Origin of the sequence: Actinoplanes sp. TFC3 (assembly GCF_001553785.1) — a bacterium.
Classification (GTDB): Bacteria; Actinomycetota; Actinomycetes; order Mycobacteriales; family Micromonosporaceae; genus Actinoplanes.
Genome location: NZ_LOJP01000001.1, coordinates 1,047,498 through 1,069,064, shown reverse-complemented (window position 1 = coordinate 1,069,064; position 21,567 = coordinate 1,047,498). Strand labels below are relative to the sequence as shown.

At 68.4% G+C, this 21,567-nt stretch carries 19 protein-coding genes; 6 read left to right on the top strand and 13 right to left on the bottom strand.

The window, feature by feature from the left end; all coding sequences use genetic code 11:
- Positions 1–530 precede the first annotated feature (530 nt).
- The gene (locus tag TFC3_RS04805; RefSeq protein ID WP_067496127.1) at positions 531–1,745 is read right to left on the bottom strand and encodes an NADP-dependent isocitrate dehydrogenase; all 1,215 of its coding nucleotides are present in this window, start codon (positions 1,743–1,745) and stop codon (positions 531–533) included.
- A gap of 111 nt (positions 1,746–1,856) precedes the next feature.
- Here TFC3_RS04805 and TFC3_RS04800 point away from each other — a divergent pair, with 111 nt between their 5' ends.
- Positions 1,857–2,108 (top strand): hypothetical protein, encoded by a 252-nt coding sequence (locus TFC3_RS04800; protein ID WP_067496124.1) that lies wholly within the window; start codon positions 1,857–1,859, stop codon positions 2,106–2,108.
- A 35-nt stretch (positions 2,109–2,143) separates the two neighbouring features.
- Here the strand turns inward: TFC3_RS04800 and TFC3_RS04795 are convergent, their stop codons facing one another.
- From TFC3_RS04795 to purN, 3 genes are read right to left on the bottom strand one after another with little or no spacing between them, the layout of a single operon-like run.
- Positions 2,144–2,734, bottom strand: a complete 591-nt coding sequence (locus TFC3_RS04795) for a pentapeptide repeat-containing protein (protein WP_067496121.1) — start codon at positions 2,732–2,734, stop codon at positions 2,144–2,146.
- Between the two features lie 9 nt (positions 2,735–2,743).
- Positions 2,744–4,300: a bifunctional phosphoribosylaminoimidazolecarboxamide formyltransferase/IMP cyclohydrolase gene (gene purH / locus TFC3_RS04790; RefSeq protein WP_067496118.1), complete on the bottom strand. Its 1,557-nt coding sequence runs from the start codon at positions 4,298–4,300 to the stop codon at positions 2,744–2,746.
- A complete protein-coding gene (gene purN, locus TFC3_RS04785; RefSeq protein WP_067496115.1) occupies positions 4,297–4,914 on the bottom strand; it encodes a phosphoribosylglycinamide formyltransferase in 618 nt (205 codons plus the stop codon). The genes purH and purN overlap by 4 nt, the downstream gene beginning before the upstream one ends.
- Positions 4,915–5,097: 183 nt before the next feature.
- On the opposite strand from purN, the gene TFC3_RS04780 reads away from it, so the two are divergent.
- On the top strand, positions 5,098–5,520 hold the full coding sequence (locus TFC3_RS04780; protein ID WP_067496112.1) for a DUF4190 domain-containing protein: 423 nt from the start codon (positions 5,098–5,100) through the stop codon (positions 5,518–5,520).
- 63 nt (positions 5,521–5,583) lie between these two features.
- Here TFC3_RS04780 and TFC3_RS04775 read toward each other — a convergent pair whose 3' ends face one another.
- The 4 genes from TFC3_RS04775 to TFC3_RS04760 all read right to left on the bottom strand — a co-directional run bounded on the left by TFC3_RS04775 (position 5,584) and on the right by TFC3_RS04760 (position 10,180).
- Positions 5,584–7,134: a DUF6350 family protein gene (locus TFC3_RS04775; RefSeq protein WP_236717983.1), complete on the bottom strand. Its 1,551-nt coding sequence runs from the start codon at positions 7,132–7,134 to the stop codon at positions 5,584–5,586.
- A gap of 148 nt (positions 7,135–7,282) precedes the next feature.
- On the bottom strand, positions 7,283–8,164 hold the full coding sequence (gene sucD / locus TFC3_RS04770; protein WP_067496110.1) for a succinate--CoA ligase subunit alpha: 882 nt from the start codon (positions 8,162–8,164) through the stop codon (positions 7,283–7,285).
- A 4-nt stretch (positions 8,165–8,168) separates the two neighbouring features.
- Positions 8,169–9,347 (bottom strand): ADP-forming succinate--CoA ligase subunit beta, encoded by a 1,179-nt coding sequence (gene sucC / locus TFC3_RS04765; RefSeq protein WP_067496107.1) that lies wholly within the window; start codon positions 9,345–9,347, stop codon positions 8,169–8,171.
- 428 nt (positions 9,348–9,775) lie between these two features.
- Entirely contained in the window at positions 9,776–10,180 is a 405-nt protein-coding gene (locus TFC3_RS04760) for a cobalamin B12-binding domain-containing protein (protein WP_067496104.1), read from the bottom strand.
- A gap of 426 nt (positions 10,181–10,606) precedes the next feature.
- Between TFC3_RS04760 and TFC3_RS04755 the strand changes: the two genes are divergently transcribed.
- Both TFC3_RS04755 and TFC3_RS04750 read left to right on the top strand, forming a co-directional pair.
- The gene (locus TFC3_RS04755) at positions 10,607–11,344 is read left to right on the top strand and encodes a M23 family metallopeptidase (protein WP_067505988.1); all 738 of its coding nucleotides are present in this window, start codon (positions 10,607–10,609) and stop codon (positions 11,342–11,344) included.
- A gap of 223 nt (positions 11,345–11,567) precedes the next feature.
- Entirely contained in the window at positions 11,568–12,218 is a 651-nt protein-coding gene (locus TFC3_RS04750; RefSeq protein ID WP_082771857.1) for a M23 family metallopeptidase, read from the top strand.
- Here TFC3_RS04750 and pcrA read toward each other — a convergent pair.
- Positions 12,215–14,611, bottom strand: a complete 2,397-nt coding sequence (gene pcrA, locus TFC3_RS04745; RefSeq protein ID WP_153040097.1) for a DNA helicase PcrA — start codon at positions 14,609–14,611, stop codon at positions 12,215–12,217. The two genes, TFC3_RS04750 and pcrA, sit on opposite strands and share 4 nt — an antisense overlap.
- A gap of 135 nt (positions 14,612–14,746) precedes the next feature.
- Between pcrA and TFC3_RS04740 the strand changes: the two genes are divergently transcribed.
- Together TFC3_RS04740 and TFC3_RS04735 are read left to right on the top strand one after the other, a co-directional pair.
- Positions 14,747–16,579 carry a bifunctional UDP-sugar hydrolase/5'-nucleotidase gene (locus TFC3_RS04740; protein ID WP_067496098.1) on the top strand — a complete coding sequence of 611 codons (1,833 nt, stop codon included), beginning with the start codon at positions 14,747–14,749 and terminating at the stop codon, positions 16,577–16,579.
- Between the two features lie 414 nt (positions 16,580–16,993).
- A complete protein-coding gene (locus TFC3_RS04735) occupies positions 16,994–17,269 on the top strand; it encodes a chorismate mutase (RefSeq protein WP_067505983.1) in 276 nt (91 codons plus the stop codon).
- Between the two features lie 123 nt (positions 17,270–17,392).
- Here TFC3_RS04735 and TFC3_RS04730 read toward each other — a convergent pair whose 3' ends face one another.
- Genes TFC3_RS04730 through TFC3_RS04715 form a run of 4 tightly spaced genes read right to left on the bottom strand, consistent with a single transcriptional unit; the run spans position 17,393 to position 21,305 of the window.
- Positions 17,393–18,409 (bottom strand): ABC transporter ATP-binding protein, encoded by a 1,017-nt coding sequence (locus tag TFC3_RS04730; protein WP_067496095.1) that lies wholly within the window; start codon positions 18,407–18,409, stop codon positions 17,393–17,395.
- Positions 18,406–19,437 (bottom strand): ABC transporter ATP-binding protein, encoded by a 1,032-nt coding sequence (locus TFC3_RS04725; RefSeq protein ID WP_067496092.1) that lies wholly within the window; start codon positions 19,435–19,437, stop codon positions 18,406–18,408. The genes TFC3_RS04730 and TFC3_RS04725 overlap by 4 nt, the downstream gene beginning before the upstream one ends.
- Positions 19,438–19,444: 7 nt before the next feature.
- The gene (locus TFC3_RS04720) at positions 19,445–20,386 is read right to left on the bottom strand and encodes an ABC transporter permease (protein WP_067496089.1); all 942 of its coding nucleotides are present in this window, start codon (positions 20,384–20,386) and stop codon (positions 19,445–19,447) included.
- Positions 20,379–21,305, bottom strand: coding sequence for an ABC transporter permease (locus TFC3_RS04715; RefSeq protein WP_067496086.1), 927 nt, complete (start codon positions 21,303–21,305; stop codon positions 20,379–20,381). Before TFC3_RS04715 ends, TFC3_RS04720 begins: the two co-directional genes overlap by 8 nt.
- Between the last annotated feature and the right edge of the window lie 262 nt (positions 21,306–21,567).

The window sequence follows — 21,567 nt, the reverse complement described above, 5'->3', positions numbered from 1 at the left end:
GATACGGCCAGTAGGCGCTTTCGCCTGCCGTCCTTCCCTGCGGGGGGCCCGGGACAAGGCCCCCCGCAGGGAAGGACGGCAGGCGAAAGCGCCTACTGGCCGTATCGCGGCGAGGAAGCCGATCGGCGCCCGGGACAAGGCAGCCAAACCGGCGTACGACTCCTCGAGCGTCGCGGCCGTCATCCGTTCTGCCATGAGCAACGACCTGCCTCTCCCCTGGTTACGCATGAACACCCGGATTGCCACATTGATCCGGTTCGCCGATCTGGCCCACCGGCCGTGGGCAAAGCGCCGCTCAGCGCGGTAAAAATCGCCGCTCGCCACGGGCAGAGACACGGGCGCGACAAGACGCGGGCGCGGCAAGACACGGGCGCGACAAGACGCGGGCGCGACAAGACGCGGGCGCGGCAAGACGCGGGCGCGGCAAGACGCGGGCAAGGCAGAAACACGGGCGCGGCAGAAACACGGCGCACCGGAAACGCAACCGCCGGCCCGCAAGGAAGCGGGCCGGCGGTCGGGGTCGAGCGAGATCAGGCGAGCTTACGAGCCAGGTTCTCGTCGAGGGCGTTCATGAACTCGTCGGTGGTCAGCCACGGGGCGTCCCGGCCGATGAGCAGCGCAAGGTCCTTGGTCATCTGGCCTGCCTCAACCGTGTCGATGCAGACCTTCTCCAGCGTCTGCGCGAACTCGGTCACCGCCGGGGTCTCGTCCAGCAGGCCGCGGTGCTTGAGGCCGCCGGTCCAGGCGAAGATCGACGCGATCGGGTTGGTCGATGTCTTCTCGCCCTTCTGCCACTGGCGGTAGTGACGGGTCACCGTGCCGTGGGCTGCCTCGGCTTCGACCGTCTTGCCGTCCGGGGTCATCAGCACCGAGGTCATCAGGCCGAGCGAGCCGAAGCCCTGCGCCACTGTGTCGGACTGCACGTCGCCGTCGTAGTTCTTGCAGGCCCAGACGTAACCGCCCTCCCACTTGAGCGCCGCAGCGACCATGTCGTCGATCAGGCGGTGCTCGTAGGTCAGGCCGGCTGCCTTGAAGTCCTCGGCGAACTCGGTCTCGAAGATCTCGGCGAACAGGTCCTTGAAGCGGCCGTCGTACGCCTTGAGGATGGTGTTCTTCGTCGACAGGTAGACCGGGTAGTTGCGGGCCAGGCCGTAGCGGAACGACGCGCGCGCGAAGTCACGGATCGACTCGTCGAAGTTGTACATGGCCATGGCCACCCCGCCGGCCGGGTAGTCGGCGACGTGGAACTCCATCGGCGCCGAGCCGTCCTCGGGGGTGAACGTCACGGTCAGCTTGCCCGCGCTGGGCGCCACGAAGTCGGTCGCCTTGTACTGGTCGCCGTGGGCGTGCCGGCCGATGATGATCGGCTTGGTCCAGCCCGGCACCAGGCGCGGGACGTTGGACATGATGATCGGCTCGCGGAACACCACGCCGCCGAGGATGTTGCGGATGGTGCCGTTCGGCGACCGCCACATCTTCTTGAGGCCGAACTCCTCGACGCGGGCCTCGTCCGGGGTGATCGTCGCGCACTTGACGCCGGCGCCGTGGCGCTTGATGGCGTTGGCCGCGTCGATGGTCACCTGGTCGTCGGTCTCATCGCGGTACTGGATCGACAGGTCGTAGTACTCGAGGTTGACGTCGAGGTAAGGCAGGATCAGCTGCTCGCGGATCTGCTTCCAGATGATCCGCGTCATCTCGTCGCCGTCGAGCTCCACGACCGGGTTGTTGACCTTGATTTTCGCCATCGGCCGGCGCTCCTCTCCCGGGACACATGCTTAGCAGTACGAGCGTACTGCATGCAGGCCGGACATCGCCGCCGGGCTCGAAGTAGCACCGGCGTCCTATCCTGATACCCGATGTCAGCGATCAAGCACGAGCACCGGCCCCAGCGGCCCCCGACCGGAGCAATCCTGGTCATGGCCGCTTTGGGTGTCATCATGCTCGCCGTGCTGACAAACAGCCTCTGGCTGGTCGGCGCGGCCATCGCCCCGATTGCGGTCTACGTCCTGCGCGAGCAGTCCCCGGATCGCGTCGCCGCATCGACGGCCACCACCCTGGCCGCCGCGATCAGCCTCATCCTGCTCGGCCTCAGCGTGGCGCACGCCTGACGCTGCCAAGAAGACCGCCCCCCTGAGCGGCCGAGTCAGCCGATCACGGCCCCGTGGGCCCGAGCGAACAAGCCGGCTTGCTCAAGGTCGATCTTCGCGCCGCTGAGGTCCAGCCCGCGCAGAACCACGCCGTCCAGGTCGGCGCCGCGCAGGTCGGCACCCTTGAGAATGCTGTTCTTGAGCCGCGCGTTCGACAGATCAGCGCCGCGCAGGTCGGCGCGGGTGAGGTTCGCGCCTTCCAGGTCGGCTTCGCGCAACCGCAGACCGCCGAGTTTGGCGGCCGTCAGGTTCGCGTTGCGCAGCGAGACGAAGCCCCAGTCCCCGCCGTCAATGGCGAGCGGACGCAGGCCACAGTCGATGAACTCGGCGCCAGTGAGCTTGCAATCGGTGAACGTGGCGTCGAAGAACGAGCACCGCTGCAGCACCGACTGCGTGATCGCACACCGGATCAGCTCGCTCGCGTTGAAACGGACGTTGCCGAAGTGGCAGTGCGTGAAGGTGCAGCCGGTCAGCCGCGCCTCGGACCAGTCGACGTCGTGGAACGCGCAGTCCTCGTACTCTGCGCGTTCCACGTCGACGAGCGCCCAGTCCTTGCCGGAGAACGTCTGATTGACGATCGTGGTCATGGCCGTGCGTCAGTGGTAGAAGTGCCGGGTTCCGGTGAGGTAGACGGTCAGACCCGCCTTCTCCGCAGCCTCGATGACCAGGTTGTCGCGGATCGAGCCGCCCGGCTGCACCACTGCCTTGATGCCCGCGGCGATCAGCACTTCGAGGCCGTCGGGGAACGGGAAGAATGCGTCGGAGGCCGCCACGCTGCCCTTGGCTCGCTCCGCGCCGGCGCGGTTGACCGCGAGGTGCGCCGAGTCGACCCGGTTGACCTGACCCATGCCGACACCCACGGTCGCGCCGTCATGGGCCAGCAGGATCGCGTTGCTCTTGACCGAGCGGATCGCCCGCCACGCGAACGTGAGATCGCGCAGCTCCTCCGGCGAGGCCGCCGGGCCGGTTGCCAGCGTCCAGTTGGCCGGGTCGTCCCCCTCGGCGTCGATGCGGTCGGCCAACTGCACCAGCACGCCGCCACCGATCTGCTTGACCTCGGCGGGCGGCGGGTTCCAGGACGGCGCCACGAGCACGCGCAGGTTTTTCTTCTCCTGGAACACCGCGAGGGCCTCGGGCGCGAAGGAGGGCGCGACGATGACCTCGGTGAAGATGCCATCCAACTGCTTGGCCAGCTCGGCGGTGATCTCGCGGTTGACAGCGATCACGCCGCCAAACGCCGACACCGGGTCACAGGCGTGCGCCTTGCGGTGTGCCTCGGCCACGTCCGCGCCGATCGCGATGCCACACGGGTTGGCGTGCTTGATGATCGCGACACACGGGTCGGTGAAGTCGTTGGCGCTGCGCCACGCGGCGTCGGCGTCGACGTAGTTGTTGTAGGACATCTCCTTGCCGTGCAGCTGCTGCGCCTGCGCGAGCCCGGCCGGAGCGTTCGGGTCGAGGTAAAGGGCCGCCTGCTGGTGCGGGTTCTCGCCGTAGCGCAGCGGGTTCTCCCGCTTGAGCGCCAAGCCGGAGAACTCGGGCCACTCGCTGGGGGCCAGCGCGGTCGCGCACCAGTTCGCCACCGCCACGTCGTACTCGGCGATGTCGGCGAACGCGCGAGCAGCGAGCATCTTGCGCTGCGTCAGCGTGAAACCGCCATCCTTCACAGCGTCCAGAATCAGGGGGTACGCCGCCACCGCCGTCACCACCGCAACCGAGGGGTGGTTCTTCGCAGCGGCGCGCACCATGGCCGGACCGCCGATGTCGATCTGCTCGACGCACTCGTCCACGCTCGCGCCGGACGCAACCGTCTGGGTGAACGGGTAGAGGTTGCTCACGAGCAGGTCGAACGGCTCGATGGCGAGCTCGGCGAGCTGCTGCTCGTGCGCGGGCAGGCGCAGGTCGGCGAGCAGGCCGGCGTGCACCTTGGGATGCAGCGTCTTGACCCGGCCGTCCAGCGTCTCGGGGAAGCCGGTGAGCTCCTCGACCCGGGTGACCGGCACGCCGGCACCCTCGACGGTCGACGCGGTCGAACCGGTCGAGATGATCTGCACCCCGGCGGTGTGCAGCGCCTGCGCGAGCTCGACCAGGCCGGTCTTGTCGTACACGCTCAGCAGTGCCCGCTTGATCGGGCGGCGACCCGCGTCGCTCATGGGATGGTGACCTTCCTGTCCGTGATGGTCCAGCCTTCGCGGACCAGTCGGCCGACGAACTCCACGAGCTGCCGGCGCTCAGCGTCCTTGATGCGCTCGGTCAGCGTGTCTTCCGTGTCGCCTTCGAGCACGGGCACGCTGACCTGGGCGATGATGGGTCCGGTGTCGACGCCGGCGTCGACGAAGAAGAGGGTGGCACCGGCGAGTTTCACCCCGTACGCCAGCGCGTCGCGCGGGCCATGAATGCCCGGGAATGCCGGCAGCAGCGCGTTGTGGGTGTTGACATAGCGGTCGCCGAACGCGTCCAGGAACTGCTTGCCGACCAGCTTGAGGAAGCCCGCCGAGATGACGATATCCGGCTTGTGCCCGGCGACATGAGCGGTGAGGGCGGCGTCCCAGTCGTCGCGGGTCGGGTAGGCCTTCACCGAGTCCACGAAGGTCGGCACTCCGGCGGCTGCGGCTCGGTCGAGCCCGGCGATGCCGTCCCGATCCGCACCGACGGCGACCACCTTCGCGCCGTACGCGGGGTCCGCCGCGGCGTCGAGAAGGGCCTGCAAATTGCTGCCGGAGCCGGAGACGAGGACGACCAGGCGGGAGGGCGCGGGGTCAGTCACCCGAGCACCCTACCTGAGCACGGGGAGCGCTTCGTCGCTCGGCTACGGCGCCCTTGGCGGACGACCGGTCCGCGACCGCCGAACGAATGGCCCCTGACCAGGTGTTCGGATCTACGCGCGATCTTGCGGTCACGGTAGGCTGCCGGTTCCTCCCGCACTTCAAACCCTCGGAAGGGTCTAACAATGCAGCCTGGTCAGGACGACCCCAACCAGCAGCCGCCGGGTTCCTATCCGCCGCCTCCGCCGCCGCCGTACGGCGCTGAGCAGCCCTATGGCGCCGGTGCGCAGCAGCCTTATGGCGCCCAGCAGCCGTACGGCAGTGGCCCCGCCGCTCCGCAGAACACCCAGGGCCTCGTCGGCATGATCCTCGGCATCGCCGCGATCCCGCTGCTGTGCTGCCTCTACCTGGGCCTGCCGGTCGGCATCGCCGGTGCCGTGCTCAGCTACCTCGGCCTGAACAAGGTCAAGGCGGGCGTCGCCACCAACCGCAGCCAGGCGCTTGCCGGCCTGATCTGCGGCGCGATCGCGGCCGTGCTCGGCCTCGTCGGTCTGATCATCTCGATCACTACCGGCGCGTGGAACTTCTCCTCGTACTCCAGCCTCTGATCGACCGGTCCGCCGCGTCGGCACCGGCGCGGCGGACTCCCCAAGCGGGCGGTGTTGTGCGGGCTACTTGCGCACCGGCGCGCGGAAAGCTCGCCCGGCCGCCGCGCCGATGCTGGCGCAGACCGTGACCAGAGCCGCTGCAACCAGGGCCACCTGCCACGGCACCGGCCCGATCTCGGCCATCCGCCCGTCCCCGAGCGGCCCGCTGGACAGCCAGGACAGCATGCCCAGCACGATCCCGGTCACCGGGCCCGCGATCACCGTCGAGGTCAGCACCAGCGACCAGGCCGGTTCCACGGGCGGCGTGTCGCCGGTGCGCGCCGGGTGCCGCCCGTCGACGAGGTGGCCGTCGACCACGTGGTGGACCGTCATCAGGCGCCGGGTGAGCAGCCAGCCTGCCGCCATCGCGGCCAGCACCGGCACCGCCAGCAGCAGGGCGCCGCTCGCGCCCATCGGGCCGTTCGGCAACCCGGCCAGCAGGGGCAGCGTCGGTAGCGGTCCCACGCTGAGCTCGGTCAGCCGTACCGCTGAATCGGTCCCGAGCGCGAAGCCCGGACCGAGCAGGTAGGCCGCCGCCCAGATCGTGGCGTTCGCGCCGTACCCCAGGCTCAGCAGCGTGATGCCCGCCTGGCCCGCCACTCCCGTCCGGTAGGCGGCGATCATGTCGGCGGCTTGCCGGCCCCCGATGGCGACCGAGAGACCAGTGAACACGGCTCCGGCCGCGAGGATCAGCAAGGCCGCGACCACACCGGTGCGCAGGCCATGGCGCAGCGGTTGAGGAATGCGCCGGGCGAGCACCACCAGCGCTTCACTGCTGCGCAGCGAGCCGATCAGCGAGAAGACGAATCCGGCCAGGAAAAGGTGGATGCCCGCGCGGACCGGTTCGACATCCGTGCCCCTGCCGTCGACGGCGAAAGCCACCAGCAGCCCGATGATTCCGTACGACAACCCGACCGACCCGGCCACCAGCACCGCAGCCTTGCGCGATCCGCTGCGCCGCGCGCCGATCGCCCGGGTGACGTGCAGCCCCGCCCGGTTGAGCCGCCAGCCCGCCAGCAATGTCAGCAGCAACGGCGCCAGACCGAGCGGACCGATCGACGTGCCGATGGGTACGCCGTGCCCGAGCAGCCACCCCGCCGCCCCGGCATGCATCGCGCCGCCGAGGCCACCCTGGCCTTCCAGGGTCCGGGCCATGCCGATGATCGCGGCCACCGGCACGTACGAGAGCAGCGCGGCCCACACCGTCGCGAACGCCGCGGCAACCGGCAGGGGCGCACGTCGGCGCGCATCGGTGGGCTGACGCTGGTTGGGCAGCTTGACGGTCTCGCGGTTGCCGGCGTCCACCCGCACGGTGGGCCGTTCGCCGACATCGATACCGACGGTCGCAGCGGCGGCGGAGCCGGAGGCGGGCTCGCCGTCCGGCGAGCGCGCGGTGAGGGGCACCGTCTCACGGACGATGTCGAAGTCCTCGTCCGAGGGGTTGTACCCGGCACCTCGCTCGACGGAAGGGCGCGTTTGAGCTACGAAGTGGGCGTCGTCAGCTGCCTCGGTGGTGTCCCTCGGGTCCCCCGAGCCGGCGGATCGACCGGTGGGACGGTCGGGTGTTGTCGGCATCACTGCCTACTTTTCCACGCCGGGCGCCCCGCTGCGACGCAGAAACGACGACGCGCCGCTGCTCGATCCTTGGAAAGGGCCGCAGACACGGCGCGCCGCCGGACGGACAGGGTGGTCCGGACGGCGGCGCGCTGTGGTCGTACCAAGATCAGCTCATGACCTCGCGCATGAGCCGCGCGGTCTCGCTGGGGGTCTTGCCGACCTTGACGCCAGCCGCCTCGAGGGCTGCCTTCTTGGCGTCGGCGGTGCCGGCCGAACCCGAGATGATCGCGCCCGCGTGGCCCATGGTCTTGCCGGGCGGGGCGGTGAAGCCGGCGATGTAGCCGACCACGGGCTTGGTCACGTTCGCCTTGATGAACTCGGCCGCGCGTTCCTCTGCGTCGCCGCCGATCTCGCCGATCATCACGATCGCGTCGGTGTCCGGGTCGTCCTGGAACGCCTTGAGCGCGTCGATGTGGGTGGTGCCGATGATCGGGTCGCCGCCGATGCCCACGCAGGTCGAGAAGCCGAAGTCCCGCAGCTCGTACATCAGCTGGTAGGTCAGCGTGCCGCTCTTGCTGACCAGGCCGATGCGCCCGGCCGGGGTGATGTCGGCCGGGATGATGCCCGCGTTCGACGCGCCCGGCGAGGCGATACCCGGGCAGTTGGGGCCGACGATGCGGGTTTTCTGACCCTGGGCGATGTTGTGCGCCCAGAACGCCGCGGAGTCCTGAACCGGTACGCCCTCGGTGATGACCACGGCGAGCGGGATCTCGGCGTCGATCGCCTCGAGCACCGCGGCCTTGGTGAACGCCGGCGGCACGAAGATGACCGACACGTCCGCGCCGGTTTCCTTCATCGCCTCGGCGACGTTGGCGAACACGGGCAGCGAGGTGCCGTCGAAGTCCACGGTCGTGCCGGCCTTGCGCGGGTTGACGCCGCCCACGACGTTGGTGCCGGCGGCGAGCATCCGGCGGGTGTGCTTGGAGCCCTCCGAGCCGGTCATGCCCTGGACGATGACCTTGGAGTCCTTGGTGAGCCAGATTGCCATGTCGTCACTTCCCCGCAAACGCGAGCTCGGCGGCGCGCTCGGCCGCACCGTCCATCGTGTCCACCCGCTCGACCAGCGGGTTCTTCGCCTCGTCGAGGATCGCGCGTCCCGCTTCGGCGTTGTTGCCGTCGAGGCGGACCACGAGCGGCTTCGTGACGGCCTCGCCGCGCTCGGAGAGCAGGGCGAGCGCTTGGATGATGCCGTTGGCGACCTCGTCACACGCGGTGATGCCGCCGAAGACGTTGACAAACACGGCCTTCACCGACGGGTCGGAGAGCACGACCTCGAGGCCGTTGGCCATGACCGCCGCACTGGCGCCGCCGCCGATGTCAAGGAAGTTGGCCGGCTTGACGCCGCCGTGGGCCTCGCCCGCGTACGCCACCACGTCGAGGGTCGACATGACCAGGCCCGCGCCGTTGCCGATGATGCCAACCTCGCCGTCGAGCTTGACGTAGTTGAGGTTCTTGGCCTTGGCGGCCTGCTCCAGCGGGTCGACGGCGGACTGGTCCACCAGCGCCTCGTGGTCGGGGTGACGGAAGCCGGCGTTCTCGTCGAGGGTGACCTTGGCGTCGAGCGCGAGCACCCGGCCGTCGCCGACCTTGGCCAGCGGGTTGACCTCGACCAGGGTGGCGTCCTCGGCGACGAAGGTCTGCCAGAGCTTCACCGCGATGTCGACCACCTGGTCGGCGACCTCGGCCGGGAACTGCGCCGCGGTGACGATCTCGCGGGCCTTGGCCTCGGTGACGCCCTCGTTCGCGTCGATGGCGACCTTGGCAACCTTGTCCGGCTGCTCCTCAGCCACCTGCTCGATCTCCATACCGCCGGCGACGCTGGCGATGCAGAGGAAGGTGCGGTTGGCCCGGTCCAGCAGGTACGAGAAGTAGTACTCGTCCTTGATGTCCGCGGTTTCGGCCAGCATCACCTTGTGCACGGTGTGGCCCTTGATGTCCATGCCCAGGATGTCGGTCGCCCGGGCCTCAGCCTCGTCCGCGCCGTCGGCCAGCTTGACGCCGCCGGCCTTGCCGCGGCCTCCGACCTTCACCTGTGCTTTCACGACGACCTTGCCGCCGAGGCGCTCGGCGATGGCCCGGGCCTCCTGCGGGGTCTCGGCGACGCCGCCGCCCAGCACGGGCAAGCCGTGCCGTTCGAACAGGTCGCGTCCCTGATACTCGAACAGGTCCACGTGTCTCCTTTCGCTCGCGACGCTTGCCCCGGCAAGCCGCGTACCTGCGTCCCGACCTGTGTGCGCGGCGCGTCGTTGCGTCGCCGCCAGCGTGAGAGAAATGTCCGCCCCACCGATGGTTCAGGAGCTTCAATTCGCAGCCTAGCCACATTGCGGCCGGGATTGACGGCGCGGGGGCGCGGTGTGCAAGACCACACAAGAACATCATCATCCGGTACGGCCAAAAACTCGCCCGTAACCGCCGCAGTGAGGCGTCGTTGAGTGTGGTGTCGGAGCGCTGAGCCCGGCGGAAAGCGGCCGATGCCCTGTCGGTCGAGGGGTGGCGGCGGGGCATCGTGCATAGAGAGGCCGGACGTGTGAGGGGTGCGTCCGGCCTCTCCCTTTAACTCTTTGGAATTGCGCCGCTACTGAGCGACTGATAAATAGGATCAGGCCACAGCGGTGGCGACATTGGCGCGTACCCATTCGACGATGGACGCGGTCGTTGCCCCCGGCGTGAATATCCGGGCCACCCCGAGTTGTTCCAGCTCGCTGATGTCATCGGCCGGAATGATGCCGCCGCCGAATACAACAATGTCGGCTGCGTCACGTTCCTTGAGCAGTTCCGTGACCCGGCGGAAGAGCGTCATGTGCGCACCCGAGAGCACGGACAGCCCGATGGCGTCGGCGTCCTCCTGCAGCGCGGTTTCCACGATCTGCTCCGGCGTCTGATGCAGGCCGGTGTACACGACTTCCATGCCGGCGTCACGCAGCGCGCGAGCCACCACCTTGGCACCTCTGTCATGCCCGTCGAGCCCGGGCTTGGCCACCACAACCCTGATCCGTGCTTGCATGTGCGACCCCTTCGGCGCGCGTCGACCCGGCCCGTGCGAGCGGACCTAGGCAACGTTAACCCGAGCACGTTGAACCTTGGGGGCATGCTGCCCCGTACTACGCCACGACCACGACCATCCAGCGATCTTGCGCAAGCACCAAGGAACGTATTCCACGTCACATAACTTTGCGTTCGATACACAGTTACGGAGAGACAACCTCGCCGCTCCCCCGAAAAGCTAACCAAACCGGACAATGTTCCGCGAATACCCGGACGGAACTGTCAGGGAATTGGCGCTGCGACTTGTGACTGGCGTTGCGTTTGGTTACCGTGGCTCCCGGTCGTCAACTGGTTAATCCAGCCGGACGGCCCGGCAAACCACCGATCAGGTTTTTGATTTTCCCCGGTGGAACCGCCACTTTTTGCCATCGACGGAGGGTTGTTCGTGCGTCAGCGCCTGTCGTCTGAGCCCGACCGCTATCGCGGCCGACGGCGCGTTCCTACCCCCCCGCGCAGCCGCTACGCGGCTGTCGTCACCTCGGCCTTCGTTGGCGCCGGCGTGGTTGCCCTCGGGTCGGCCACCCAGATGCCTGACGTCAAAGCGCCCAACCCCGAGGTGCTGAAAAACCTCCAGGAAGCCGCCGTCGCGCAGGACGCGCTCGCCGACCGCGCCACCGACCCCGGTGACCGGGCCTCGCGTGGCGACGATCGCAGCGCCGACGCGGCGGCTCCCACCCAGGAGGAGCTCGAGCAGGAAGCCTGGGTGCTGCCGCTTGAGGACTACACGTTCAGCGCCCCCTACGGCATGCGCTTCGGCGTGCTGCACGAAGGCATCGACTTGGCCGCGCCCGAGGGCACCCCGTTCAAGGCGATCCACGGCGGCACGGTCAAGCAGGCCGGCTACAACGGTGGCTACGGCTACTCGGTGACCGTTGAGCTCGAGGACGGCACCCAGATGATCTACGGGCACGCCCGCCGGGTGCTCGTGCGCACCGGCGACACGATCAAGGCCGGCCAGATCCTCGGCGAGGTCGGCAGCACCGGCCACTCGTTCGGCACCCACCTGCACGTCGGCGTCTACGTCGCCGGCGCGCCGACCGACCCGGTGCCTTACCTGCGCTCGCACGGCGTGGACATCAAGCTGAAGATCGAGTCGGTGTACGGCTCGCTCGCCGCTTCCTAGACCGCGCAGCAACCAAGCCGCAACCGCCGCGGTTGCAAGATCCTCAGCCGCCTCAGCATTGCGCGAGGCAGTGCCGACAGGCAGGTGTCAGACGACACCGAGGCCTGGAGGATCAGTGCAGCACCGAGCCCCGCGGCACGCCCCTGGTCGCCACCGTCGCACCACAGCGCTGACGAGCCACCGCGCCCCGCGTGAGCCTCTCGCCGAGAAGGGCCGATACGCGATGGCCGCGACCCTGGTCGCCGGCGTCGGTGTGGCAGGTCTCTCAGCCGTTGACAACGGCCCCTCCCCCGCCGGAGCAGCCGCGCGCAGCGCCACACCGGTGTCGGTTCGCAGCACCACCGCGGACATCGCCCCGCAGAACGGCGTAGCCGGTGTCTCCCCGCTCGGCGGTCTCGACCTCGGGGTGCCGTTCGTCGCGCAGAAGAGTAAGGCCAAGCCGCTTCCGCAGTGGATCAACCCGATGCCGGAAGGCTCGGTCACCTCATGCTTCGGTGAGCGCTGGGGTCGCCTGCACGCCGGCGTGGACATCGCCACGGCCGAGGGCACCCCGATCCGCGCGGCCGGCGCGGGCATCGTCGTGACGGCCGGACCGGCCGAGGGCTACGGCAACGCGGTGCTGATCGACCACGGCAACGGCTACCTCACCCACTACGGGCACATGTCGGCCATCACGGTGACCGCCGGGCAGCACGTCAAGGTCGGCGACCATATCGGCAACGAGGGCTCCACCGGCCACTCGACCGGCCCCCACCTGCACTTCGAGGTCCACAAGGGAACCTACAAGAACCCGATCGAGCCGACCCGGTGGATGCACGAGCACGGCGTCGACATCCCCGGCTGCACGGACCTCTCCGCTGCCGGCCCCGCCTAAATTTTTTCGATCGGGGCGTGCCGCAGGACCAGCCACATCACTTGGTCGCCGAAGTCGATCTGGGCCCGCGCGCCGGGCCCCTGCCCCTCCACGGACACCACCCGGCCCAGGCCGTAGCGCTGGTGGTTGACGCGGTCGCCGGTGGACACCTTCGGCGGCTGCTTCAGCTCGCTGGCTGTGGTCAGCTTGCTGGCGTCCACGCCCAGCCGCTGCGCGAGCTGCTGAGCCCTCGGCGTTCCGCCGGAGAAGCCTGACGAGCCGCGGCCGCCGACGCCGCTTCCGGAGCCGGACCAAGACGTGTAGGAGCCTGCCGTACGTTCCCAGCGCACCAGCTCTGGAGGCAGCTCATCGGTGAACCGCGAGGGCGGGTTGTACTGCGGTTGCCCCCACGCTGAGCGGGTCACGGCTCGGGAAAGGTAGAGCCGCTGACGCGCCCGGGTGATCCCGACATATGCCAGGCGCCGTTCCTCTTCGAGTTCGGTGTTGTCGCCGAGCGCGCGCATGTGTGGGAAAACACCGTCTTCCAAGCCGCTCAGGAACACGACCGGGAACTCCAGGCCCTTGGCGGTGTGCAACGTCATCAGCGTAACGACACCCTGGTGATCGGGATCGTCGGAGGGGATCTGGTCGGCGTCGGCCACCAGCGCGACCTGTTCGAGGAAGCCGGCCAGGGTCGCGGCCTGCGCCTCGTCCTCGTCCGCCGCGGCTTCAACGCGCTCGGTGTACTCGCGGGCGACGCTCACCAGCTCCTGCAGGTTTTCCACCCGGCCCTGGTCCTGCGGGTCGAGGCTCTCCTCCAACTCCGAGAGCAACCCCGAACGCTGCAGCACCGCCTCCAGCACCTCTTCCGGCGGCGCGGTGCGGGACAGCTCACGCAGATCGTCGAGAAGCTGGACGAAGTCGGTGATGCTGTTCACCGCACGGGTGGAGATGCCCGGCGCGTCCTTGGCCCGGCGCAGAGCCTGACCGAACGAGACCCGGTCGCGGGTGGACAGCGCCTCGATGCACGCCTCGGCCCGGTCACCGATGCCACGCTTGGGCGTATTGAGCACCCGGCGGATGCTCACGGTGTCGTCGTCGTTGACCACGGCCCGCAGGTACGCCAGGGCGTCCCGAACCTCTTTACGCTCGTAGAAGCGCACCCCGCCGACGACCTTGTACGGCAGCCCGACCCGGATGAACACTTCCTCGAACACGCGGGACTGGGCGTTGGTCCGGTAGAAGACGGCAACATCCCCCGGGCGTACGTCATGGTTGTCGGTCAGCCGGTCGATCTCGCGGGCCACCCAGTCGGCCTCGGCGTGCTCGGTGTCGGCCACGTACCCGACGATCTGCTCCCCGGCGCCCTGGTCGCTCCACAGCCGTTTCGGTTTGCGGGAGGTGTTGCGGTCGATGACGGCGTTGGCCGCGGACAGGATCGTCTGGGTGGAACGGTAGTTCTGTTCCAGCAGGATCGTGCGCGCATCCGGGTAGTCGCGTTCGAACTCCAGGATGTTGCGGATGGTCGCCCCGCGGAACGCGTAGATCGACTGGTCGGCGTCACCGACCACGCACAACTCGGCCGGGGGCACCTCCCCGCCCCCGGTGCCGACCAGCTCACGCACCAATGTGTACTGCGCGTGGTTGGTGTCCTGGTATTCGTCGACCAGTACGTGGCGGAACCGGCGCCGGTAGGCCTCGGCGACGTGCGGGTGCGACTGGAACAGGTGCACGGTCGCCATGATGATGTCGTCGAAGTCCAACGCGTGCGCTTCCAGCAGGCGGCGCTGGTAGAGCTCATAGGCCTCGGCGACGGCGCGCTCGTTCGGGCCCTTCGCCTTCTCCTTGAAGTCGGCCGGGTCGACCAGCTCGTTCTTGAGGTTGGAGACCTGGGCGGCCAGCCCGCGCGCGGTGTAGCGCTTGGGATCGAGGTCCAGCTCGCGCGCCACCAACTGCATGAGCCGCCGGGAGTCGTCGGCGTCGTAGATCGAGAACGTGCTCTTCAGGCCGGCATGTTCGTGTTCGGCGCGCAGGATTCGTACACATGCGGAATGGAAGGTGGAAACCCACATCAGCCGCGCGCGTGGGCCGACCAGGGCCGCCACGCGTTCTTTCATCTCGCCGGCGGCCTTGTTGGTGAACGTGATCGCGATGATCTCGCCCGGATGCACGTCGCGCTGAGCCAGCAGGTAGGCGATGCGATGGGTCAGCACCCGGGTCTTGCCCGACCCCGCACCCGCGACGATGAGCAGCGGCGAACCGGCATGGGTCACGGCATCGCGCTGGGGACCGTTGAGACCGGTCAGCAGCGACTCGGGATCCAGGCGCCGGGCGGGCGCGCGCCGGGGCTCCTCCCGCTGCTGAACAGCGGGAACGGCGAACAGAGGCTGGGTGTTTTCGGGAAGGGCTCGCATCGCGCGGACAAGTCTATGCCCGGGGTACGACAACCTTGCCGCCCCGTCTCGTCCCTGTGAACATTGATCGGAGTTATCCACAGGCCCCCGAGTTCGCCTTGCGCTCATCACCATCGATGACTCAGGCTGTCGGGCATGAACCGCCCCTACAGAAGGTGGGCCGGCCTCGCTCTCGCCCTGGCCGTCGTCGCCACCCTGCCCCTGGCCCGCACCGAGCAGGCCCAGGCAGCACCCGCGTACGCGCCGGGCCTGGCACCCGCCAGCGTCAGCTACGGCCACCCGGCCGGGCGGAGCGTCAAGGGCCAGTTCCTGAGCTACAACGACTTTCACGGCGCTATCGACCCGCCCGGCGGCTCCGGTGCGGCGGTGAACGGCGTGCCCGCCGGCGGCGTCGAATACCTGGCGACCTACCTGAAAAGGCTCCGCTCCGAAGCCTCTCGTGAAGGCCGTTCGACGATCACCGTCGGCGCCGGCGACCTGATCGGGGCGTCACCGCTGGTCAGCGCCGCGTTTCACGACGAGCCCACGATCGAGTTGATGAACGAGATCGGCTTGCAGGTCTCCTCGGTGGGCAACCACGAGTTCGACGAGGGCGTCGACGAGCTGATCCGGCTGCAGCGCGGCGGGTGTCACCCGACCGACGGTTGCCAGGACGGCGACGGCTTCGGCGGGGCCAAGTTCAGCTATCTCGCCGCGAACACGATCAACAAGAAGACCGGGCTGCCGATCCTGCCGCCGATCGACATCAAGTTCGTCGGTGGTGTGCCGGTCGGCTTCGTCGGGCTGACGCTGGAGGGCACGGCCGGCATCGTCAACCCGGCCGGCATCCGCAACGTGCGCTTCGCCGACGAGGTCGAGACCGCCAACAAGTGGAGCAAGGTGCTCAAGGCGTTCGGGGTCAAGGCGCAGGTTCTGCTCGTGCACGAGGGCGGACAGCAGAACGCGTCGGCCGAGGTGCCGGTGCCTGGTGTCTCGGACTGTGCCAACTTCACCGGGCCGATCGTCACCATCGTCAAGGGCCTCAACCCCGAGTTCGGCGTGGTGGCCTCCGGGCACACCCACCGTTTCTACTCGTGCACGCTGCCCAACTCGGCGGGCACCTCGGTGGTTACCAGCGCCGGCACCAACGGCCAGTTGGTCACCGACATCGACTACACACTCGACCGGCGCACCGGCAAGTTCGCCACCATCGCCGCCAAGAACGTGGTCGTCGAGAACGGCGTCGCGGATGGCAAGGGCGGCTGGCTCAAGGACGCGACGGGCGTCTACCTCAAGAACCCGGAGACGGTCGACCTCAAGGCCAAGAAGGTCGCCGACAAATACCGTACGGCCGTGGCGCCGATCGCTAACCGCGTGGTCGGCTCGATCACCGGCGACATCGTGCGCACCGCCGGCGCCAACGGTGAATCGCCGCTGGGTGACGTGATCGCCGACGCGCAACTGGCGTACACGCAGGACAGCACCGCGCAGATCGCCTTGATGAACCCGGGCGGCATCCGCGCGGACTTCGACGCCGAGAACTCCGCCGGCGGCGAAGCGGACGGGCAGATCACCTACGGCGAAGCGTTCACGGTCCAGCCGTTCAACAACCTCGTGGTGACCCAGACGTTCACCGGCGCCCAGCTCAAGGAGGTCCTGGAGCAGCAGTTCGCGGGCTACGCCGGGCAGAGCACCCAGAAGATCCTGCAGGTGTCGAAGGGCCTGACCTACTCCTGGAACAGCACGGCGCCACTCGGCTCACGGGTGAGCGACCTGACCCTGAACGGCACGGCAATCGACCCGGCCACGTCATACCGCGTCACCACAAACGACTTCCTGGCCAACGGCGGCGACGGGTTCAGCACCTTGACGCTGGGCACCGACCGTACGACCGCCCCCGGCTTCGACATCGACGCCCTGGTCGCCTACCTCGGCGCCGGCACCCCGGTAACCCCCGGCCCGGCCAACCGCATCACCAAGACCGGCTGACCACGCCGATCCCACGCTTCGGGCGGTTTCCTTGCGAGCCAGCCCGCGCGGGGGGCATACTCGCAACGTGATTGAGCAGGCGCGATTTTACGACTACGGCACCGGAAGTCCGGCGACCGTGGATCGCGCCTGAACGAAGGCCTCCATCAAGCCCCGGGCTCCCGAGCCCGGGGCTTGCTGCTGCCGGGGGCGGGACAGGCCGGGACCTCAGCACCCGAGGAGCACGACATGAGCGCAGACCTGATCAACCAGCCCACCAGCACCCCGACCGCCGGCCTTGACGCGGGCGCTGGTCCTGATGCGGGCGCCGCCGCCCCGGACTTAGCCGAACGCACCGACACGGGCGCGGGCTCGGCCGGTTCCAGCGCGGCCTCGGGCGCGGCCTCGGATTCCGGCACGACCTCGGGCTCTGGCCTGGACGAGCGCACCGGCGCGGGCGCGCAACCCGCGGCCGACGAGATCAAGAACATCCGAGAGCGCATCGACGAGATCGACGGCACCATCATCGACCTGTGGCTGGAACGTTCCCGGCTCTCTCAGCAGGTCGGCCGCACCCGGATGGCCTCCGGCGGCACCCGCCTCGTCCTGTCCCGCGAACGCGAAATCGTCGAACGCTTCCGCGAAGCCCTCGGCCCCGACGGCACCCAGGTAGCCCTGCTCCTGCTCCGCGCCGGGCGCGGCCCCCTGTAACCCGCTCGCTATCGGCAGCCGCCGTCGCCGTAAGCCCAGACACGTCAAGGGCGGCTCCCAGCGGAAACGAGGGGAGGGGCCCGCCGAAGCACCCAGCGGACCCCTCCCCCGAACACAAGCACCTCAGACCGCGTGCACCACGTCCCGCGGCTCAGCGAAGTGGCACGCGCTCGGGTGGTCCGAGCGTTCCCGGATCGACAGCACCGGGTCCTGTTCGGCGCAGATCGACTGGGCTTTCCAGCAGCGGGTCCGGAAGCGGCACCCCGACGGCGGGTTGGCCGGCGAGGGGACGTCGCCTTCCAGCACGATCTGGTCGCGCTGGCCGCGCAGGCGCGGGTCCGGAACCGGGACAGCCGACAGCAGCGCCTGGGTGTACGGGTGCGTCGGGTTTTCGTAGATCTGCGCGTCGTTGCCGGTCTCCACCACGCGGCCCAGGTACATCACCGAGACCCGGTCCGAGATGTGCCGGACCACAGACAGGTCGTGGGCGATGAAGATGTACGACAGCCCGAACTCGTTCTGCAGGCCCTCCAGCAGGTTGATGACCTGCGCCTGGATGGACACGTCGAGCGCGGAGACCGGCTCGTCGCAGACGATGATCTCGGGTTTGAGCGCCAGTGCGCGGGCGATGCCGATGCGCTGGCGCTGACCACCGGAGAACTGGTGCGGGTAGCGGTTGACGTGCTCGGGGTTCAGGCCGACCGTGTCCAGCAGGTCCTGCACCGCCTTGGCCCGGCCCTTGCGCGGGGTGACCTCGGGGTGGATCTCGAACGGTTCGCCGATGATGTCGCCGACCGTCATGCGCGGGTTGAGCGAGGTGTACGGGTCCTGCAGCACCATCTGGATGTTGCGGCGGGCGTGGCGCAGCGCCGAGCCCTTGAGCTTGGTCATGTCCTGGCCGCGGACGTTGATCGAGCCCGCGGTCGGCTTCTCCAGCCCGACGAGCAGCTTGGGCAGCGTCGACTTGCCGCAGCCGGATTCACCCACCACGCCGAGTGTTTCGCCGCGGCGCAGGGTCATGTCCACGCCGTCGACCGCTCGGACGGCGCCGACCTTGGTCTTGAACAGGATGCCCTGGGTGATCGGGAAGTGCTTCACGAGGCCCTTGGTCTCGAGCACCACGTCGTTGCGATCGGTCATTCCCCGATCACGTCCCTCCAGAAGTGGCAGCGGGCGGTCCGGCCCGGTGCGACGGCGTACGGCGGTGGCGGCGGGTCCTGCCGGCACACGTCCTGGGCGTAGGCGCACCGCGGGTTGAACGCGCAGCCCTGCGGGATTGCCGTCAGGGCGGGCGGGAGTCCACGGATGACGTTGAGCTGCTGGCCCTTCATGTCGAGCCGCGGAATCGACTCGAGCAAGGCCTTGGCGTACGGGTGGGCCGGGCGCGAGTAGATGTCGTAGACGCCAGCCTCCTCGACCACCTTGCCGGCGTACATGACCGAGATGCGGTCGGCCACGTCGGCCACCACGCCCATGTCGTGGGTGATCAGGATGAGGCCCATGTTGCGCTGCTGCTGCAGTTCGGCGAGCAGGCCCATGATCTGCGCCTGCACGGTCACGTCGAGCGCCGTGGTGGGCTCGTCGGCGATCAGCACCTCGGGGTCCAGGGCCAGCGCCATAGCGATCATCACGCGCTGGCGCATACCGCCGGAGAACTGGTGCGGGTAGTCGCCGATGCGGGCCTTGGCGGCCGGGATCTTGACCTGGTCGAGCAGTTCGATCGAGCGCTTCTTGGCGTCGGCGCGGGACATGCCGCGATGCTTGCGGAACAGCTCGCCGAGCTGGTAGCCGACCGTGAAGACCGGGTTGAGCGCCGAGAGGGCGTCCTGGAAGATCATCGCGATGTGGTTGGCCCGCATCTTGCGGCGCTGGTTCTCGGGCAGCTTGAGCAGGTCCGTACCGCGATACTTGACCTCGCCCTGGGTGACGAACCCGGGCGGGGAGTCCAGAATGCCCATGATCGCCTGGGCGGTCACGGACTTGCCACAACCGGACTCACCGAGGATCGCCAGGGTCTCGCCCGGGGCCAGCCGGAAGTTGGCGCCGTTTACCGCACGGGCCACACCGTACTGGGTGCGGAACTCCACGTGCAGGTTGTTGACCTCAAGCAGGGGGGCATGCGGGTCGAGCCCGGGCAGGACGTCGATCTCCGCCTTGATGTCGGTCATATGAGGGTCACCGCAGCTTCGGGTCGAAGGCGTCGCGGACCGCGTCGCCGAGCATGATGAAGGCCAGCACCGTGACCGCCAGGAAGATCGACGGCCAGATCAGCGGGCCCGGGGCGGTCCGGACGAAGGCCCCGGCCTCGGAGATCGAGATGCCCCAGGAGATGGCATCACCCTTGAGACCGATACCGAGGTACGACAGAGTCGCCTCGCTGGCGATGTTCGTCCCCAGCAGGATGGTCAGCACGACGATGAACGACGCCGTCGAGTTGGGCAGGATGTGCCGCATCATCAGCCGGGCCGGGCCGGAGCCGAGCATGCGCGCCGCGGCCACGTAGTCCTGGTTCTTGGACGCGATCACCGAGGATCTCATGATGCGAGCCGCGGTGGTCCACCCGAGCACGCCCAGCGTGATAGTGACTGCCAGCACGCCGTTGCTGTTCGGGTCGGCCGAGAGGCGTTTGGCCAGCACGATCGCGGCCAGCAGGAACGGGATGCCGAGCACGACGTCGATGAAACGCGACAGGATCGCGTCGAGCCAGCCGCCGAAGTAGCCGGCCGACAGACCGAAGATCAGGCCAATCACGCCGGAGATCAGCGTCGCCAGCAGGCCAACCTGCAACGAGTTGCGGGCGCCGTAGATGGTCTTGGCATAGACGTCGCAGCCCTGGTAGTCGTACCCAAGGATCGCGCTGCCGCTCGCCGCGCCGTGCTGACGGGCCAGGATGCACTCGCGCGGGTTACCTGCGCCGAACAGCGACGGGAACAGCGCCATCAGCACGATGATGAGCACCAGCACCGCGGCGGTCCAGAAGATCTTGCTCTTGCGCAGGTCGATCCACGCGTCGCCGGCCAGGCTGCGCGGCTTGTCGGTCTTGGACTTGTGCCGGGGCTGAACCGGCGCTTCACCGCTGGGGCCGGCCGCGGCGGCTACTGCTTCGAGATCACTCATAACGAATCCTCGGGTCGAGAGCGGCGTACAGCAGGTCTACCAGCAGGTTCACGACCAAAAAGACGATCACCAGGATGCTGACGAACCCGACCACGAGCGGACCGTCTTCGGTCCGGATGCCGCGGAACAGGTTGAAGCCAACGCCGGGGATGTTGAACACGCCTTCGGTCACGATCGCGCCGGACATCAGACCGCCGATGTCGACACCGATGAGGGTCACGACAGGGATGAGCGAGTTACGCAGTACGTGCACACCGATCACCCGGTTGCGGGACAGACCCTTCGCCCGAGCCGTGCGAACGTAGTCCGAGCGCAGGTTCTCGGCGACCGAGGCGCGGGTGACGCGCAGTTCGGTTGCGATGACGAGGCTGCCCAGCACCAGGGCCGGCAGCACCAGCGCCCAGAAGGATGGATGTGCTCCCGCGGTTGGCGGGAACCAACCGAGCTTGATGCCGAAAATGAGTTGGCACAGCGGGGCGAGCACGATGATCGGCAGCGACAGGATGATCAGCGTGATCACCAGCGTGACGTTGTCGAAGAGGCTGCCGCGCCGGATGCCGGAGATGACACCAGCGACCACGGCGACGGTCGCGGCGATCACGATGGCGATCAGGGCGAGCCGGATGGTGACCGGCCAGGCCTGGGTCATCATGTCGCCGATCCTGCGGCCGGTCAGCGAGGTGCCGAAGTCCCCGGTGAGCAGGCCTTTCATGTAGTACCAGTACTGCACGAGGAACGGGTCGTTGAGGTGGTATCGCTCAGTCAGCGCCTGTCGCACGTTCTGAGTGAGGGGCCTCTCGCCCGCCAACGCCTGGAGGGGGTCGTCCTGGTTGGCGAACATCAGCGCGTACACGATGAAGGTGGCCCCGAAGAAGGTCAGGACCATCTGGAGTAAGCGCCGCACGATGTAGCGGAACATACGGATTTAGCCTCTTCCGCGGAAGATGCGCCGCCGGGCGTCGTGGGCGCGGCGACTTGAAGGTGGGGGAACACAGCGGTGGCGCCACGGTTTCATAGATCCCCGTGGCGCCACCACCGCACTAACGGCCGAGTTTCATCGCCGCCGACTCAAGACTCAGTTGCTGGTCTCGATGGTGTAGAGGTCAACGCGGGTCTGGGTGTCGACCTTGACGTTCTTCACCTTCTCGGAGAAGCCGTAGACGTTCTGGCCGAACCGCAGC